12 protein-coding genes are annotated in these 15,350 nt (G+C 49.5%); 2 read left to right on the forward strand and 10 right to left on the reverse strand.

The features are described 5' to 3' along the window. Positions 1 to 2 precede the first annotated feature (2 nt). Together galU and uptA are read left to right on the forward strand one after the other, a co-directional pair. Entirely contained in the window at positions 3 to 896 is an 894-nt protein-coding gene (gene galU / locus J6600_RS09350; protein WP_100261825.1) for a UTP--glucose-1-phosphate uridylyltransferase GalU, read from the forward strand. 74 nt (positions 897 to 970) lie between these two features. Further along, on the forward strand, positions 971 to 1,561 hold the full coding sequence (uptA, locus tag J6600_RS09355; protein WP_007410125.1) for an undecaprenyl phosphate transporter UptA: 591 nt from the start codon (positions 971 to 973) through the stop codon (positions 1,559 to 1,561). Positions 1,562 to 1,615: 54 nt separating this feature from the next. Here uptA and J6600_RS09360 read toward each other — a convergent pair whose 3' ends face one another. The 10 genes from J6600_RS09360 to J6600_RS09405 form a co-directional block, all read right to left on the reverse strand. Continuing rightward, the gene (locus J6600_RS09360; protein ID WP_021493384.1) at positions 1,616 to 3,145 is read right to left on the reverse strand and encodes an acyl-CoA carboxylase subunit beta; all 1,530 of its coding nucleotides are present in this window, start codon (positions 3,143 to 3,145) and stop codon (positions 1,616 to 1,618) included. A 17-nt stretch (positions 3,146 to 3,162) separates the two neighbouring features. Further along, complete coding sequence (locus J6600_RS09365) at positions 3,163 to 3,942, reverse strand: enoyl-CoA hydratase (RefSeq protein WP_209388305.1); 780 nt, start codon at positions 3,940 to 3,942, stop codon at positions 3,163 to 3,165. Positions 3,943 to 3,955: 13 nt separating this feature from the next. Next, positions 3,956 to 4,855, reverse strand: a complete 900-nt coding sequence (locus J6600_RS09370) for a hydroxymethylglutaryl-CoA lyase (RefSeq protein ID WP_007611850.1) — start codon at positions 4,853 to 4,855, stop codon at positions 3,956 to 3,958. A 15-nt stretch (positions 4,856 to 4,870) separates the two neighbouring features. Further along, on the reverse strand, positions 4,871 to 5,083 hold the full coding sequence (locus J6600_RS09375; protein ID WP_061862266.1) for an acetyl-CoA carboxylase biotin carboxyl carrier protein subunit: 213 nt from the start codon (positions 5,081 to 5,083) through the stop codon (positions 4,871 to 4,873). After that, positions 5,080 to 6,429, reverse strand: a complete 1,350-nt coding sequence (locus tag J6600_RS09380) for an acetyl-CoA carboxylase biotin carboxylase subunit (protein ID WP_021493381.1) — start codon at positions 6,427 to 6,429, stop codon at positions 5,080 to 5,082. The genes J6600_RS09375 and J6600_RS09380 overlap by 4 nt, the downstream gene beginning before the upstream one ends. Before the next feature lie 21 nt (positions 6,430 to 6,450). Next, a complete protein-coding gene (locus J6600_RS09385) occupies positions 6,451 to 8,091 on the reverse strand; it encodes an AMP-binding protein (RefSeq protein ID WP_209388306.1) in 1,641 nt (546 codons plus the stop codon). A 44-nt stretch (positions 8,092 to 8,135) separates the two neighbouring features. Then, positions 8,136 to 9,278 carry an acyl-CoA dehydrogenase family protein gene (locus J6600_RS09390; RefSeq protein WP_003153894.1) on the reverse strand — a complete coding sequence of 381 codons (1,143 nt, stop codon included), beginning with the start codon at positions 9,276 to 9,278 and terminating at the stop codon, positions 8,136 to 8,138. 139 nt (positions 9,279 to 9,417) lie between these two features. Next, positions 9,418 to 10,956: a glycoside hydrolase family 10-like protein gene (locus tag J6600_RS09395; protein ID WP_209388307.1), complete on the reverse strand. Its 1,539-nt coding sequence runs from the start codon at positions 10,954 to 10,956 to the stop codon at positions 9,418 to 9,420. A gap of 120 nt (positions 10,957 to 11,076) precedes the next feature. Further along, positions 11,077 to 11,457, reverse strand: coding sequence for a DUF1360 domain-containing protein (locus tag J6600_RS09400; RefSeq protein ID WP_014418069.1), 381 nt, complete (start codon positions 11,455 to 11,457; stop codon positions 11,077 to 11,079). Positions 11,458 to 11,531: 74 nt separating this feature from the next. After that, the gene (locus J6600_RS09405; RefSeq protein WP_209388308.1) at positions 11,532 to 15,335 is read right to left on the reverse strand and encodes a non-ribosomal peptide synthetase; all 3,804 of its coding nucleotides are present in this window, start codon (positions 15,333 to 15,335) and stop codon (positions 11,532 to 11,534) included. Positions 15,336 to 15,350: the final 15 nt, after the last annotated feature.

Raw genomic sequence — 15,350 nt, forward strand, 5'->3', positions numbered from 1 at the left:
GAATGAGAAAAAAAGTGAGAAAAGCGGTCATTCCCGCAGCAGGTTTAGGAACGAGATTTCTGCCGGCGACAAAGGCGCAGCCGAAAGAAATGCTGCCGATTGTCGACAAACCGGCCATCCAATATATTGTCGAAGAGGCCGCAGCGTCAGGAATTGAAGATATATTGATTATTACAGGGAGAAACAAACGCTCGATTGAAGATCATTTTGACCGGTCGGCGGAATTGGAATTCAATCTGCGGGAAAAAGGCAAGACGGAGACACTTGAAGAAATGCAGCAGATCGCCGATTTGGCCAACATTCATTACATCCGCCAGAAAGAACCGCTCGGATTAGGCCATGCGGTGCTGTGTGCGGAGCATTTTATCGGAGATGAGCCTTTTGCCGTTCTATTAGGTGATGATATTATGGTATCTGATACTCCCGCTCTTTCACAGCTCATAGACGTCTATAACCAACACGGCACAGAAACGATCGGCGTACAGCCCGTCGATCCTGCTGATGTCAGCAAATATGGTATTATACAGACGGGGCGGCAGAGCGGTCATGTATACCAGGTTGAGGATCTGATTGAGAAACCGGCTGTTGAAAAGGCGCCCTCTCATATTGCCGTGATGGGCCGCTACATATTAACCCCTGCCATTTTTAAAACGCTGAAGACGATCGGAAGAGGCGCGGGCAACGAAATCCAATTGACAGACGCGCTGCGCGAGGTGTGCCGCACCCGAAGCATTTATGCGCGGGAGCTTGAAGGAAGCCGGTTTGATATAGGAGATAAGTTCGGCTGTTTTAAGGCCGGCACGGAGATCGGGCTTCTGCGGGAAGAAATGAGACCGAAACTTTTAGCTTATTTAGAAGAGGTGTTAAAAAGAGAATCTGAAGAAATCGTGCGTTAAAAAATAATTTGTAACCATTTTGCTTGTCAATCAGTCATATAATTGGGTAAAAAGATAAAGAGGTTGTGAACAGTGTGGGCAATTTTATTAGTGAAATATTATCCTGGCTGACAAGTATGGGCTATTTAGGGATTGCGCTCGGATTAATGATCGAAATCATTCCGAGTGAAATCGTTCTGGCTTACGGAGGCTATATGGTGTCAGAAGGCACGATCAGCTTTATCGGCGCCATTGTCGCCGGTGTGATCGGGGGAACGATCGCGCAGTGCTTTATTTACTGGATCGCCCGTTATGGGGGCCGGCCGTTTTTGGACAAGTACGGCAAGTACTTACTTCTGAAAAAGCATCATGTTGATGTTGCGGAAAACTGGTTTCGCCGTTACGGCGCCGGCGTTGTGTTTTCGGCGCGGTTTATCCCGGTCGTCAGACATGCGATTTCCATCCCGGCCGGCCTTGCGAAAATGCCTCTTTCCAAGTTTGTCATATTGACGACGCTTGCCATTATTCCGTGGTCTGTCATTTTCGTTTATCTCGGGTATCAGCTCGGGGGACAGTGGAAAGACGTAGACAGCTATGCCGGAATGTATACAACTCCGATCATTATCTTGGCTCTCGTATTTATTGTTGTTTATTTTGTTGTGAAGAAAATGAGATCAAGACTGTGAAAAAAGACTGCATAAGAACGGCTGTGAGCCGGATCTATGCAGTCTTTTTTTTATTTATACCGGGTATACGGGGTGTTTCCGGTGTGTGAATGTCAGTTGTTTGGACATGTAAGCAGTGAGACGTTTATTGAGTTCTTCCCGCAAGGAATCAGCAGGAACAATGCCGTCAATCACCATTTCAGAGGCAAGCCGGTAAAGGTTAATGTCTTCCTTATATTCATCACGCTTTTCTTGAATAAAAGCCGGCCTTTCTTCAGGGGCTAGCTCGCTGATTTTCTTTGCGTAGACCGCATTCACCGCTGCTTCAGGACCCATTACGGCAATTTGCGCAGTCGGAAGCGCTAAACAGCAGTCCGGTTCAAAAGCAGGCCCCGCCATCGCGTATAATCCGGCACCGTAGGCTTTTCTGACGATAACGGAAAGCTTCGGAACAGTCGCTTCCGCCATTGCGGAGATCATTTTTGCGCCATGCCTGATGATGCCCGCCTGCTCAACCTTCGTTCCGATCATGAATCCGGGAATGTCTGCTAAAAACAGAAGCGGAATATGGAATGCGTCGCACAAAGCGATAAATTTTGCGGCTTTATCCGCCGAATCGAGAAATAAAACCCCGCCTTTGACACGCGGCTGATTGGCGATAATACCGACCGGCTGTCCGTGAATCCGCGCAAGCCCCGTTATTAATTCCTGCGCAAATAACGGTTTAATCTCAAAAAATGAGTCTTCATCAATGACACGTTCAATTAAATCCATCATGTTGAACGGTGCGTTTTGATGTGCCGGGATGACATCTGAGAGCGGTTTTTCAAAAGCTTTCGGGTTCTTAGATTTGTTGACGGGCGCTTTTTCAGTATAATTTGCCGGAAAGTAGCTGAGATATGTCTGCGCCATCATGATTGCTTCTTGTTCCGTCGGGGCGAGGAGATCACCGCAGCCTGATACGGAACAATGCATACGGGCGCCGCCCATTTCTTCAAGCGATACTTTCTCGCCGATCACCATTTCCGCCATACGCGGGGAGCCTAAGTACATGGATGCATTGCCTTCGACCATAATGACAATGTCGCAAAAGGCCGGAATGTAAGCGCCGCCCGCAGCGGAAGGGCCGAACAATAAACAGATTTGCGGAATGCGGCCCGACAGCTTTACTTGATTATAAAAGATGCGGCCGGCTCCCCTTCTGCCCGGGAACATGTCGACCTGATCCGTAATTCTCGCACCTGCGGAATCGACTAAGTACAAGAGCGGACACTGAAGCTTTTCCGCCGTCTCCTGAATGCGGATGATCTTTTCCACCGTTTTCGCGCCCCACGAGCCCGCCTTTACGGTTGAGTCGTTTGCCATCACACAAACGGTTCTGCCGCCGATGGTTCCGATCCCGGTAACGACCCCGTCAGCCGGCAGTCCGTCTGACATGCACTCGGCGAAAAAAGCGTCTTCAACGGATATGCCATCATCGAATAAAAGCTTCAGCCTGTCTCTTACAAAAAGTTTTCCCTTCTTTTCGTTGCTTGCGTGATATTTCGCGGCTCCTCCCTTTTCAATCGTTTTGCTGCGTGTCTGCCGTTCTTTTTCGTAATCCATTCGAGTCCCTCCATGTTTTATTTTCCTTTGTATTCAGGGGGTCTTTTTTCTTTAAAAGCGCGCAGGCCCTCTTCTCTGTCAAGTGTGGGGATGACTTGTTCATATGCTTTTCGTTCGATTTCGAGCCCTGTATTGAGATCTGTCTCCAGACCCTTGTTTATCGCGGATTTTGCTTGTCTGACGGCGATCGGCCCATTAGCGGCGATGCGGCCGGCCAGTGCTGTTGCTTTTTCCATAAGTTCATCGGCTTCACAAACATGCTCGATCAGCTTCATGTCTTTTCCCTCTTCGGCAGAAAGCCTTCGGCCGGTATAGATCAATTCTTTTGCCGCGCCGGGACCGATAAGCCGGGGCAGTCTCTGCGTTCCGCCCGCTCCGGGAATGATCGCAAGCCCTGTTTCAGGAAGGCCGAGGCCCGCCCGGCTGACGGCGATTCTGATATCGCAGGCGAGAGCGAGTTCAAGGCCTCCTCCGACAGCGGTTCCGTTCAGCGCTGCAATGACCGGCTGCGGGAGAGCTTCAATGGATGCGGCCGTTTCACCGATACGCCTGACGCTTTGTTTGACTTGTTCATGGTCCATCCCCGCTCTTTCTTTTAAATCAGCACCGGCGCAAAATGTGTTCCCGGTGCCGGTGAGAATGACACAACGAATGGATGGCGAGTTTTTGATGTCTTCAATCACACGCTGTAAATGATCAATCATTTCTGAAGACAGCGAGTTGGCCGCATGCGGGCGGTTCAGCGTGATCAGACCGATTGTTTCTTGACAGACGGAATACAAGACGCAATCTCCCATGGCTTCTCCTTTCTCATTTCGTTCTGAATGCCTGCAGGTTTCTGCTTGGCAGGTCTTTGCCTATTTTATCCGCGATCCAGCCGGCGGCATAAAGAAGTTTATTCATGTCCGTCCCGGTATCAATCCCCATTTGTTCGAGCATATAAATGACGTCTTCTGTGGCAGCGTTGCCTGCTGATCCAGGGGCGTACGGGCAGCCGCCAAGCCCGCCTGAGGAAGTATCAAAGGATGTGATGCCCATATCAAGAGCGGGAATGATATTCGCTAGAGCCGTTCCTCTTGTATCATGGAAATGGAGTGCGATTTTTGAGGCGGGAATTCTCGGCAAAAGGGCTTCAAGCACGGCTATGACCTGCAAGGGGTTTGCCGCGCCGATCGTGTCGCCGAGCGATATTTCATCAACACCCATTTCGAGCAGGGTGTCTGACAGGCGGATGACTTGTTCGACCGGCACGTTCTGTTCGTACGGACAGCCGAACACAGTGGACAGATAAGCTCTCGTCGCCATTTTTTCAGCTTTTGCTTCAGTAATAACCCGCCTGAGCTCTTGAACGGTCCGGTCAATCGGTTTGTTTACGTTTTTTTGGTTATGGGTTTCGCTTGCAGATAAAAATACACATGCCTGATCGATTCCGCCTTCTGCCGCATGCTCCAGTCCGATGAGGTTCGGAACGAGAGCCGCGTAGACCGTATGTTCAGATCTGGCAATGCCTTTTGCGACGTCCAGGCTGTCACGAAGAGCCGGAATCCATTTCGGATGCACGAATGATGTCACTTCGATATAGGGAAGGCCTGTTTTTGAAAGCATATTGATCCACTCAATCTTATCTTCTGTATCCACCCACGCCGATTCATTCTGCAAGCCGTCACGCGGTCCTACTTCATTGATGCGGACATGTTTCGGACAGTTCATGCTGCACCTCCCGTTTTATTGAAGTTCAATCAGGACCTCTCCTTCATCAGTGAAATCACCTTCTGATTTTTTTACTTCTTTCACCGTACCCGCTGCATCAGCGATAATCGGAATTTCCATTTTCATAGATTCCAAGATGGCCACTTCCTGTCCTTCTTCAATGACATCACCCGGCTTCACATGAATTTTCCACAGGTTTCCCGCCATCTGAATTTTTATGATGCTCATTTTGACGCCCCCTCGTTCATTGTTTGTAAAAAGCCGGTTGTCGCCTCACCCTTTTCAAACACTTCTGAATGGGCAATTTTTGTCAGCAGCGGAATGTTGGTTTTAATCCCTTCTACATGATATTCGCCAAGGGCGGTTTTCAGTTGTTCAATGGCTTGTTTTCTCGTATTCGCCGTGACGATCATTTTGGCAATCATCGGATCGTAAAACGGAGAAATGACGCTTCCCTTTTCGACGGCGCATTCGTGTCGCACTGACGGGTGTCTTAAAACGGAAAAAGACGAGATGGTACCGGGTGACGGGTAAAAGGTGACCGGATCTTCCGCATAGATCCGCACTTCTATCGCATGACCGCGGTGGTTGATATCTTTCTGCGAGAAAGTCAGCGCCTGCCCAGCGGCAATTTTCAGCTGTTCTTCCACAAGATCCAGTCCTGTAATTTCTTCTGTCACCGGATGCTCCACCTGCAGTCTTGTGTTCATCTCTAAAAAATAGATTTGTTTCTTTTGGTCGACGAGAAATTCTATTGTGCCTGCATTTTGGTAGCCGATCGATTTTGCGGCTTTAACGGCGGTTTCACCGAGTCTTTGTCTTAATTCATCGTCAACAAACGGCGACGGCGCTTCTTCTATCACTTTTTGGTGGCGCCTTTGGACTGAACAGTCACGTTCAAACAGATGAACGGTGTTGCCGAAAGAATCTGCGAGTATCTGAATTTCAATATGACGGGCATTTTCAATGACCTTTTCCATGTACATTGCGCCGTCTCCAAAAAAGGAGGCGGCCCGCTTTTGATTGCCTTCGAACGCTTTGGCCAGCTCTTCTTCTGAATGTACGATCTGCATGCCGATTCCGCCGCCACCTGCGGACGCTTTCAGCATGACCGGAAAACCGATGGCACGGGCTTCGGCTAAGGCGGAGTGAACATCGGGCAATGGCTCTGAAACACCGGGAACGATCGGGACCTTTGCTTTTTGCATCGTTTTTCGGGCTTCTATCTTGCTGCCCATCTTGGCAATGATATCACCGGGCGGACCGATAAATGTGATTTGTTCCTTCCGGCAGCGTTCGGCGAACAGGCTGTTTTCTGACAGCAGCCCGTAGCCCGGATGAATGGCGTCCGCTCCGGCGGATTTAGCGGCTTCTATGATTCTGTCGATATGTAAATAGCTTTCATTTACTCTCGATTTACCGATCGGATAGGCCTCATCAGCCGCTTTTACATGCAGCGCGTCCCGGTCGGCTTCTGAATACACAGCTGCCGAGGGGATGCCGAGACGTTTGCAGGTGCGGATAATTCTTAAGGCGATTTCTCCTCTGTTGGCAATCAGGACTTTTTTAAACAAATGTGAAGCACTCCTTTTTCATTAAGTTAACTTGAGCTCTTCAATCGTTTTTTCCCGCAGCTTGAATTTCTGAATTTTTCCGGAGGCTGTCATTGGATATTCATCTGTAAACAAAACATACCTGGGGACTTTATAGCGGGCGATATGTTCTTTGCAAAAGGCTCTGATGTCTTCTGCGGAAGCGGTTTGTCCGTCTTTGAGCCTGATCCACGCCGCGGCCTCTTCTCCGTATTTCGGATCAGGCACGCCGACGACCTGAACGTCTGCTACCGCGGGATGCCGATATAACATTTCCTCAATCTCGCGCGGATAGATATTTTCGCCGCCCCTGATCAGCATGTCTTTCAGACGGCCCGTGATTTTGCAGTACCCGTCCTCGTCCATGACCGCCAAATCACCGGTATGCAGCCAGCCGTCTTTGTCTATCGCTTCTTCGGTCGCTTCTTGATTTTTATAATAGCCTTTCATGACATGATATCCGCGGGTGCAGAGCTCTCCTTGTTCGCCCCGGGCGGCTTCTTGGGATGTTCCGGGCCGAACGATTCTGACTTCGATATGGGGAAGCGCGCGCCCCGCTGTTTCCACTCTTCTTTCAAATGAATCATCCGTTCTTGTCTGCGTAATAACAGGTGATGCTTCGGTCTGTCCGTAGGCAATGGTAATGTCGGTCATCCCCATTTTGCCGATCACTTCTCTCATGACTTCCGCCGGGCATGGCGAGCCTGCCATAATCCCGGTTCGGACGTGGGAAAGATCATATTCAGAAAAACGGCTGTCATGAAGGAGGGCGATAAACATCGTCGGTACACCGTGCAGAGCCGTGCAGGCTTCTTTCTCCACCGTTTTCAGAACGGCCGGCGGAGAAAACTGTTCGATCGGAATCATCGCCGCACCCGCGGAAACACATGCCAGCACGCCGAGCACACACCCAAAGCAGTGGAAAAACGGCACGGGAATACATAAACGGTCACATGAAGTAAGCTTCATGCATTCTGCGATATTGGCCGCGTTATTTACGATATTAAAATGTGAGAGCATGACGCCTTTCGGAAATCCGGTCGTACCTGATGTATATTGCATATGAATGCAATCATCCTTTTTCAGGCTGTCCATCCTTCCGTCAAGCTCTGCATCCGTTACAGACTCGGCATCCTTCAGCAAAGAATCCCAACGGTGCATCCCGGGCGGGCTTTTATCACCGATATATAACACCGTCCGTAAAAATGGATAACGTTTCGAACGCAGCCTGCCGCGCTCACAAGTTTTCAGCTCCGGAATCAGCTTATTCACCATCTCAACATAAGATGTCTGCCGGTAGGAATCCATGATTATCAAGGCCGAGACGTCTGAATGTGCCAGCAGGTAATCGAGCTCTGCGATTTGAAAATTGGTATTAATGGTGACCAGAACGGCGCCGATTTTCGCCGTTGCAAATTGCGCCGCGAGCCATTCCGGAATGTTGGATGCCCATATGGCCACATGATCTCCTTTTTCAACTCCCAGCTTCATCAGCCCTTTTGCGGTTTGCCGGCATAACCGGTCAAACTCGGCATACGTATAACGAAGGCTGCGCTCAGGGTAAACAACCGCTTCATGATCCGGAAAAAGCTTCGCGGTCCGCTCAAGCAGCTTTCCGGCTGTTAAATGGATAAGTTCAGCCATATGACCTGCCCCCTTCCATCCCTGTCTTGGTAAACGTTTTCATTTCACTTCAAAAGCTGTCTTGCGATGACCATTCTTTGAATTTCTGACGTTCCTTCGCCAATCTCCATCAGCTTTGCGTCACGAAGCATACGTTCGACACCGCATTCCTTCATATAACCGGAACCGCCATGAATTTGGATGGCCTGAAGGCACGTTCTGACGGCCATTTCAGAAGCATAAAGCTTGGCGAATGCCGCTTCTTTCGTAAATGGCAGGTTTTGATCCTTCAGCCATGCCGCTTTAAGCACCATCTGTCTGGCAAGGTCAATTTCCATCGCCATATCGGCCAGCTTAAATTGAATGGCTTGAAATGACGATATCGGACTGCCGAACTGCTTGCGTTCCTTCGCATATGACAGCGACGCCTCCAGCGCGCCTTGAGCGATACCGACAGCCAGTGCCGCAATCGAGATCCGCCCGCCGTCTAATGTATATAAAAATTGTTTAAAACCTTTTTCAGGATCACCGAGCAGGTTATCGGCAGGCACCCTGACATCCTCAAGCACAAGCTCGGCCGTATCCGACCCTCTCACACCCATCTTGTCGTACGGATTTGTGATCGTAAATCCCGGTGTGTCTGTGGGGACGATGAGAGCTGAAATGATCGGTTTTCCGGCGGAGTTTTTTCCCGTAACGGCGGTGACAATGACCGTGCGGGCGTAATTTGCGTTAGTGATCCAGCATTTCTCTCCGTTTATCACATAGTCATCGCCCTTTTTCTCGGCTTTTGTCTGGGTGCCGCCGGCATCTGAACCGGCATTCGGCTCTGTCAGCCCGAATGATCCGAGCGCTTTTCCCGAAGCAAGCGGAATAAGATGTTCTTGCTTTTGCTGTTCAGTACCGAAATAGTATAATGGGCTTGCGCCGAGTGACACGGCTGCCGCGTAGCTCAGCCCCGTGCTGCCGCAGGCTTTTCCGATTTCTTCGACCGCTGCTGCATATGAAATGGTATCACCGCCCGCCCCGCCGTATTCTTCCGGAAACGGAATTCCGAGCAGCCCGAGTTCGCCTATTTTTTTAAATGTGTCTATCGGGAAGACGGCTGATTGATCAACCTCATGGGCTTTCGGGGCAATTTCATTTTTGGCGAAATCTCTGACCATTTCGCGCACCATCTGCTGTTCTTTTGTCAGTTGAAAATTCATTAACCTTCCTCCTTCTGCTGCTTTCTACATTTTATTAATGGGGGTCTTTATTCATTCCATCCAAATGAAGTCTGAACATTCGGACTCATCCGCCGCAAAAAAACTGACAGCGCCGCAACTGTCAGTTTATTAATAATGGCTATTTAACCGTCCGTTTTGCGGAGGGACGGCTCTCATGGTGTAGCCTGTCAACGGAAGTAACGATATAGGTACAGGCTTCTTCCGCCCGAATATCAGTATCTGAAAATGTCTGCGTCCGTGACGATGTTTTTCTGACTGTATCCACTAAATAAGGCTGCTTTCCCTTTTCTGCGCGGTAAATGGCGTAATAAGCCGTTTTTTCACCGTTGGATTTCGCATCTTCAATATAGAGTATATGGCCTGAATCGTTCTTCTCCGCCCGTTTGACAGCCGGTTTTTTTAAAGCGGAATGTCCGAGCCAAGGCATCTCGGGAATTAATGCGGGCCGGCTGTACATGTCTTTGATCAAACGGTTTTTCACATCGAGCGGATTACGGTTTAAATCCTTTAAACTGAAATGCATGCTGCCTTTTATCCATGCTGATCCCCTGTTAAGAGCAATCTGTCTTCCGTATTCCCCCGGGTCGGCCCAGGCCGGATCAGCATTGTTGTTGATTTTATAAGCTGCCTGCCCGATATATAAATGCACCGGCCGATTGTTCACTTCTTTTCCCCACCAATCCGCTAAGACGTCATATGCCGCCGCTTTAAATCCGATGCTCCAGTAAATTTGCGGTGCGATGTAATCAATGTATCCTTTTTGGATCCATTCTCTCGTATCAGCATATAAATCATCGTAGTTCCGCACCCCGGCGGCCGTTTCGGAGCCTGTCGGGTCATCTGCGGCATTTCTCCATACGCCGAACGGGCTGATTCCGAATTTGACATAAGGTTTTTCTCGTTTGATGGTTTGGTTGATTTCTTTTACAAGCCGGTTGACGTTATCCCTGCGCCAGTCATCAACTGATGCAAAGTGAGCTTTTCCGTACCGTTCGTATTCCGCCTGATCGGGGAATTCCTGTCCGGCAATTTTATAAGGATAAAAATAATCATCCATATGAACCGCATCAATGTCATAACGGCTGACCACCTCTTTGATTCCATCCGTTATAAATTGTCTTACTTCCGGAATGCCCGGATTATAGTACAGCTGTTTTCCGTATGCAGCGACCCAGTCCGGATGGGAACGCGCGGGATGATCATCTGAAAGCGCATTCAAATTTGTGTGATTCATCGTGATCCGGTAAGGATTGAACCAAGCGTGAAATTCAAGATTCCGTTTATGTGTCTCTTCAACTAAAAAAGCAAGCGGATCGTAGCCGGGATTTTTGCCTTGTGTTCCTGTCAGATACTCTGACCAAGGCCCGTAATCTGATGGATAAAAAGCATCAGCCGCAGGCTTAATTTGGACGATAACGGCATTCATTCCCATCTCCTGAACGTCATCCAGCAGCTTGCTGTATTCTCTTTTTTGCTCTTCCGGTGACAGCCCTTTTTTAGAGGGCCAGTCGATATTGGTGACAGACGCGATCCATACGGCTCTCATTTCTCTCTCCGGCTGAGTGCCGCTTGCTTGTGCGGATGCTGAGAATGTAAAGATGCCGGCTGTCAGTACAACGGCCAAAAACCATATCATGCTAAAACGGCAGCTTTTCATGTTTTTCCCCCTCTCTGCTTTACGGTATTCCGAAGCATTCCGGGCGGTGAATCAGAAAGCCTGCTTTGCTCCTCTCAGCCTAAAAGGGAAAGAAAAAAGTCCTAAAGCGAATAAAACGCTTCAGGACTTTTTATGTTTCATGGCGGCGAGCACGTCAATGATCTTCGTTCCGACGCCGACACAAGTTTCAAGAATGGCCTGCGCTCCGGCGATGGACAAAATGAAAATAACCGGATGTGCATAGCGGGGCCAGACCAAATAGCAGATGCCGATCAATATGGCGCACCAGACGCCCGCACACCAATAACATTGCAGCATATAACCGAATGCGGAGGAAGGGACTTTTTTTTGGACGGCGCGCCCGTTTTGATCGACGGTTTTTTCTTGCTTTATAAAGGGTTTTCTTATGAATTCCGTAATCTTATCAAATACGATCAAATGGGTCAGCCGGTAACTGGCAAGAATGATCATTACATACGTAAGCCAAGATAGGTTCGTCATGTCAAAGCCTCCAAAAAAACTGAGTTTGATTCCCCTATCTTGCCCTTTGTCTTCTTCAGCCATTCTGCCGGATGTTACAGATTCCGCGCCAAGCGTCTTCCGCTGTTTGCAATGATGTCCAGTATGACCTCAGCATTTTGCTGTGCAAAGGCGGGTTCAAACATATCTTTATGGGCGCCCCCGCCTTGATATTCCTGATAGAGTCCCGTTGTGGCGCCTTCCCATTTCATCGGCTCGGTCTTATCACTGTGCTCTTCCTTTATGCCGGCCTCGATAAAATGGAGGTTTGCCGCGATTTGGCCGTCATTTATCAGTTCTGACCAGTATGTTTGATAGCGCTCTGTCTTTTTGATGACCGCTTCTCTGACGGCTTCCGGGACGTTGTCGGCTGCTGCGTTTGTTGGCTGCTGAGGCAGTGCGTCAAGCTTTCTGTACGCGTCTGCGATAATGACGTCACTGATTTCTAAGCCGCGCTTTTCCATCGCTTTTGCCGCCTCGAATGCCGTATTGCCGCCCGCTGAATATCCGAAGAGGATATAAGGGCCTTCCGGCTGGATTTCCAGCATTTTATCAATGTATTGTTCCATTCTGCTGTCTTCTTCAATAAAGTTAAAACCGTACACAGCAGCCCGTCCATTTAATGCCGCCGCAAGATCTTTAAAGAAAATGCCGAAACCTGAGATAGGCGGAAAACAGAAAAGATTGCGGCCTTTCGGCTGGTTCAGTCTGCTGATATGCTGCTCTGCAGCTTCTGACAGTGTGTTTGAATACAGCTTTTCAGCCAATTGTTCAATTGTCGGATATTCAAATATCATTTCAATCGGCACATCCATCTGCTGCCTGGTCTTCAGCTGATGAATCACTTGCAATGCTTTCAAAGAATGGCCGCCCAGCTCAAAGAAGTCATCCTGTATGCCCAGCTCCCCGCAGCCGAGGATCGGCGTCCAAATGTCGATCAGCTCACGCTCCACCCAGTTTCGTGGCGGAACGGCTTTTGATGACGTTTTTTTCCGTTCTGGCGCAGGCAGCCCGCGGCGGTCCACTTTGCCGTTTGCGGTAAGCGGCATACGGTCAAGCTTAATCACATACTGAGGAATCATATAGTCGGGAAGCGACCTGGCCAATAGAGATCGAATGGTTTTTTCTTCAACATGCGCGCCCGTATAATACGCACAAAGGATTGCTTCTTGTCCTTCTTTTGCTACGATGACTGCCGATTCCCTGATTCCATCTATTTCAGTCAAGCGTGCTTCAATTTCGGCCGGCTCAATCCGCTTCCCGCGAATCTTGAATTGACGGTCAATACGGCTGATGTATCCGATGCTTCCATCAGGCAGCCAGTGTGCCAAGTCGCCTGTTTTGTAGATCTTTTCTTCAGGATGAACCGGATGGCTGACAAACGCTTCACTTGTTAAGTCAGGCCTGTTTAAATAGCCTTTGGCAACCCCGTCACCGCCGACACAAAGCTCACCGGGCACGCCGATCGGCGCAAGTCCGCCATTTTTATCAATGATATACGCGGTTGAATTGCTGATCGGTTTTCCGATTGGGATCGGCTGAGAAAAATCGTGCCTGATTTCGTAAAAGGTAGAAAATGTCGTATTTTCCGTCGGTCCGTATATGTTATAAAGGCTGAGATTCGGACAGCGGTGTCTGACCTTATTGATGAGCGCCGGGGACAATGCTTCTCCGCCGACATATAAGGTGTGCAATCCGGAAAACATCTCCGGATCTGTCTGGGCAAACTGGTTAAAGAGCGCCGTCGTCAAAAACAAAATCGTAATCCGGTTGGAAGAAAGATAATTGCCGAACCTCTCAGGGGCAAGCATTGTCGAGCGGTCAACCACATGAAGACAGGCCCCGTTCAAAAGCGCTCCGAAGATTTCAAACGTCACTGCGTCGAAACCGATGGACCCTGTCAGAATGAGACGGTCCGTCATGCCGGCCGACGTGTAATTGCTGTTTGACACGAGCGATACGACGTTTCGGTTGGAAATCATCACGCCCTTCGGTTTTCCTGTTGAACCGGATGTATACATAATATAGGCAAGGTCATCAGGTGCTGTATCGGTATTCAGTTTTCCCGCATCAGCGGTTTGTTTCTCTGCGGCAGCCGGGATAGAGATGATGTGAGAAAAGTCAAAGTCAGTCTCAATCCCTTTTTGCACCGTTAACAGCTGTGCTCCGCTCTCAGTGAGCATATCGGCGATCCTGTCGGTTGGCAGTTCTGCATCAAGAGGAAGGTACGTCCCTCCCGCTTTCAATACAGCGAGAACAGCGATGATAAATTCCGGTGAGCGTTCGGCCAGAATCCCGGCAATTCCCTTTGGCGCCAAACCGTTTTCCAGCAGGGTGCGGGCGAATGCAGTTGACCGTTCATCGAGCTCCCGGTACGTCATCGTCAGCCCGCCGGCGTGAAGCGCTTGATGGTCCGGGGTTTCCTTCACCTGTCGGCTGAATAGGCTGATGATGCTTTCGTCTCTTTCATAAGTTGTTTTCGTGTCATTAAATTCGCCGATTATTCTTGATTTTTCCTTTTGTCCGAGCATCGGTAGCCGATCAGCGGGAACATCGGGATTGAAGGCGGCGCCGCGCAGAGCTTCTTCCAAGTGTCCTTTTACGCTCTCTATCCATACTTCGTCATAAACGTTCGCATTGTAGCTGAATTTGATGAGCAGCTCATCGCCGGGCGCTATGATGAGGTTAAAATCGTAGCCCGATTGTTCCGACACGTTGACATTCCCGATCCGGAACGGTGCATCCGATTCCTTTTCCGCGTCTTTCATCTGCTGCTGGATCGGATAATTTTCAAACACGATGATATGGTCGATTAAATCCTGTTTCAGCTCAGTCTGAGATTGGATGTCAGCAAGCGGATGGTAGCTGAACGCCTCTGAATCAAGCATTTCTTTCTGGCAGCGGCCCAGCAGTTCTCTAAAGCTTTCATCACCCGTTTTAATGCGTACCGGCACGGTATTGATAAACAGCCCGATCATGCTTTCCACGCCGTCAATGACGGAAGGCCGCCCTGATACGACGGCGCCGAATACGGCATCGTCCGTCCGGTTGTAGCGCTGCAGCATCAGGCCCCATACAGTCTGCATAAGAACCGCGAGCGTAGCGCCCTCTTCTTTGGCGATGGTTTTCAGCCTGTCTGTCAGATTTTGATCTAAAGAAAACAGCAGCTCTTTCTTACGGTAGCCTTTTTCCTGAGGACGGGCCGGTATTTTCGGGAGTCCTGAGGGTGTCTCGCAGCCTTCTAAATATCCTTTCCAATACTCAGAAGCCGCGTCTTTGTCCTGATCAGTCAGCCATGTAATATAAGTGCTGTAAGGCTTTGCGGGCGCCAGTGTGACGGGTGAGCCTGATTCAATCGCCCGGTACATATGCATGAATTCCTGAAGGACGATGCCGAGGCACCAGCCGTCCATAAGGATGTGATGGTGGCTCCAGACGCATACATATTCCTCGTCTGCCGTTTTAAACAAAGAAACACGCATCAGCATATCCTTTTGCAAGTCAAAGCCTTTTAAGCGGTCACGTTCCTTAAATCGCTGTAAATAGACGCTCTGTTCCGCTTCGTCCAAATGTGTAAGATCTTCGCGGTGCAGCCGGAATTCCCTCTCACGCAGCACAACTTGGCGGGGGCCGTTCAGCTGAGCGACATGAGGTAAAAAAACCGTTCTGAAAATATCGTGGCGGCTGATGACAGACTGTACGCTTTGCTCAAACAATTCCGGACGAAGCCGGCCTTTTATGGTGAAGCCGGATTGCTCGATATATGCAGCCCCCTCCTTTTGCAGAAAGGAATGAAAAAGCATTCCTTCCTGCATTCGGCTGAGGGGATAAATGTTTTGGATATTTTTCGTTTTGTCCATGTGTTCCTCCCGCTC

Origin of the sequence: Bacillus sp. LJBV19, assembly GCF_017797845.1 — a bacterium.
GTDB lineage: Bacteria > Bacillota > Bacilli > Bacillales > Bacillaceae > Bacillus > Bacillus velezensis.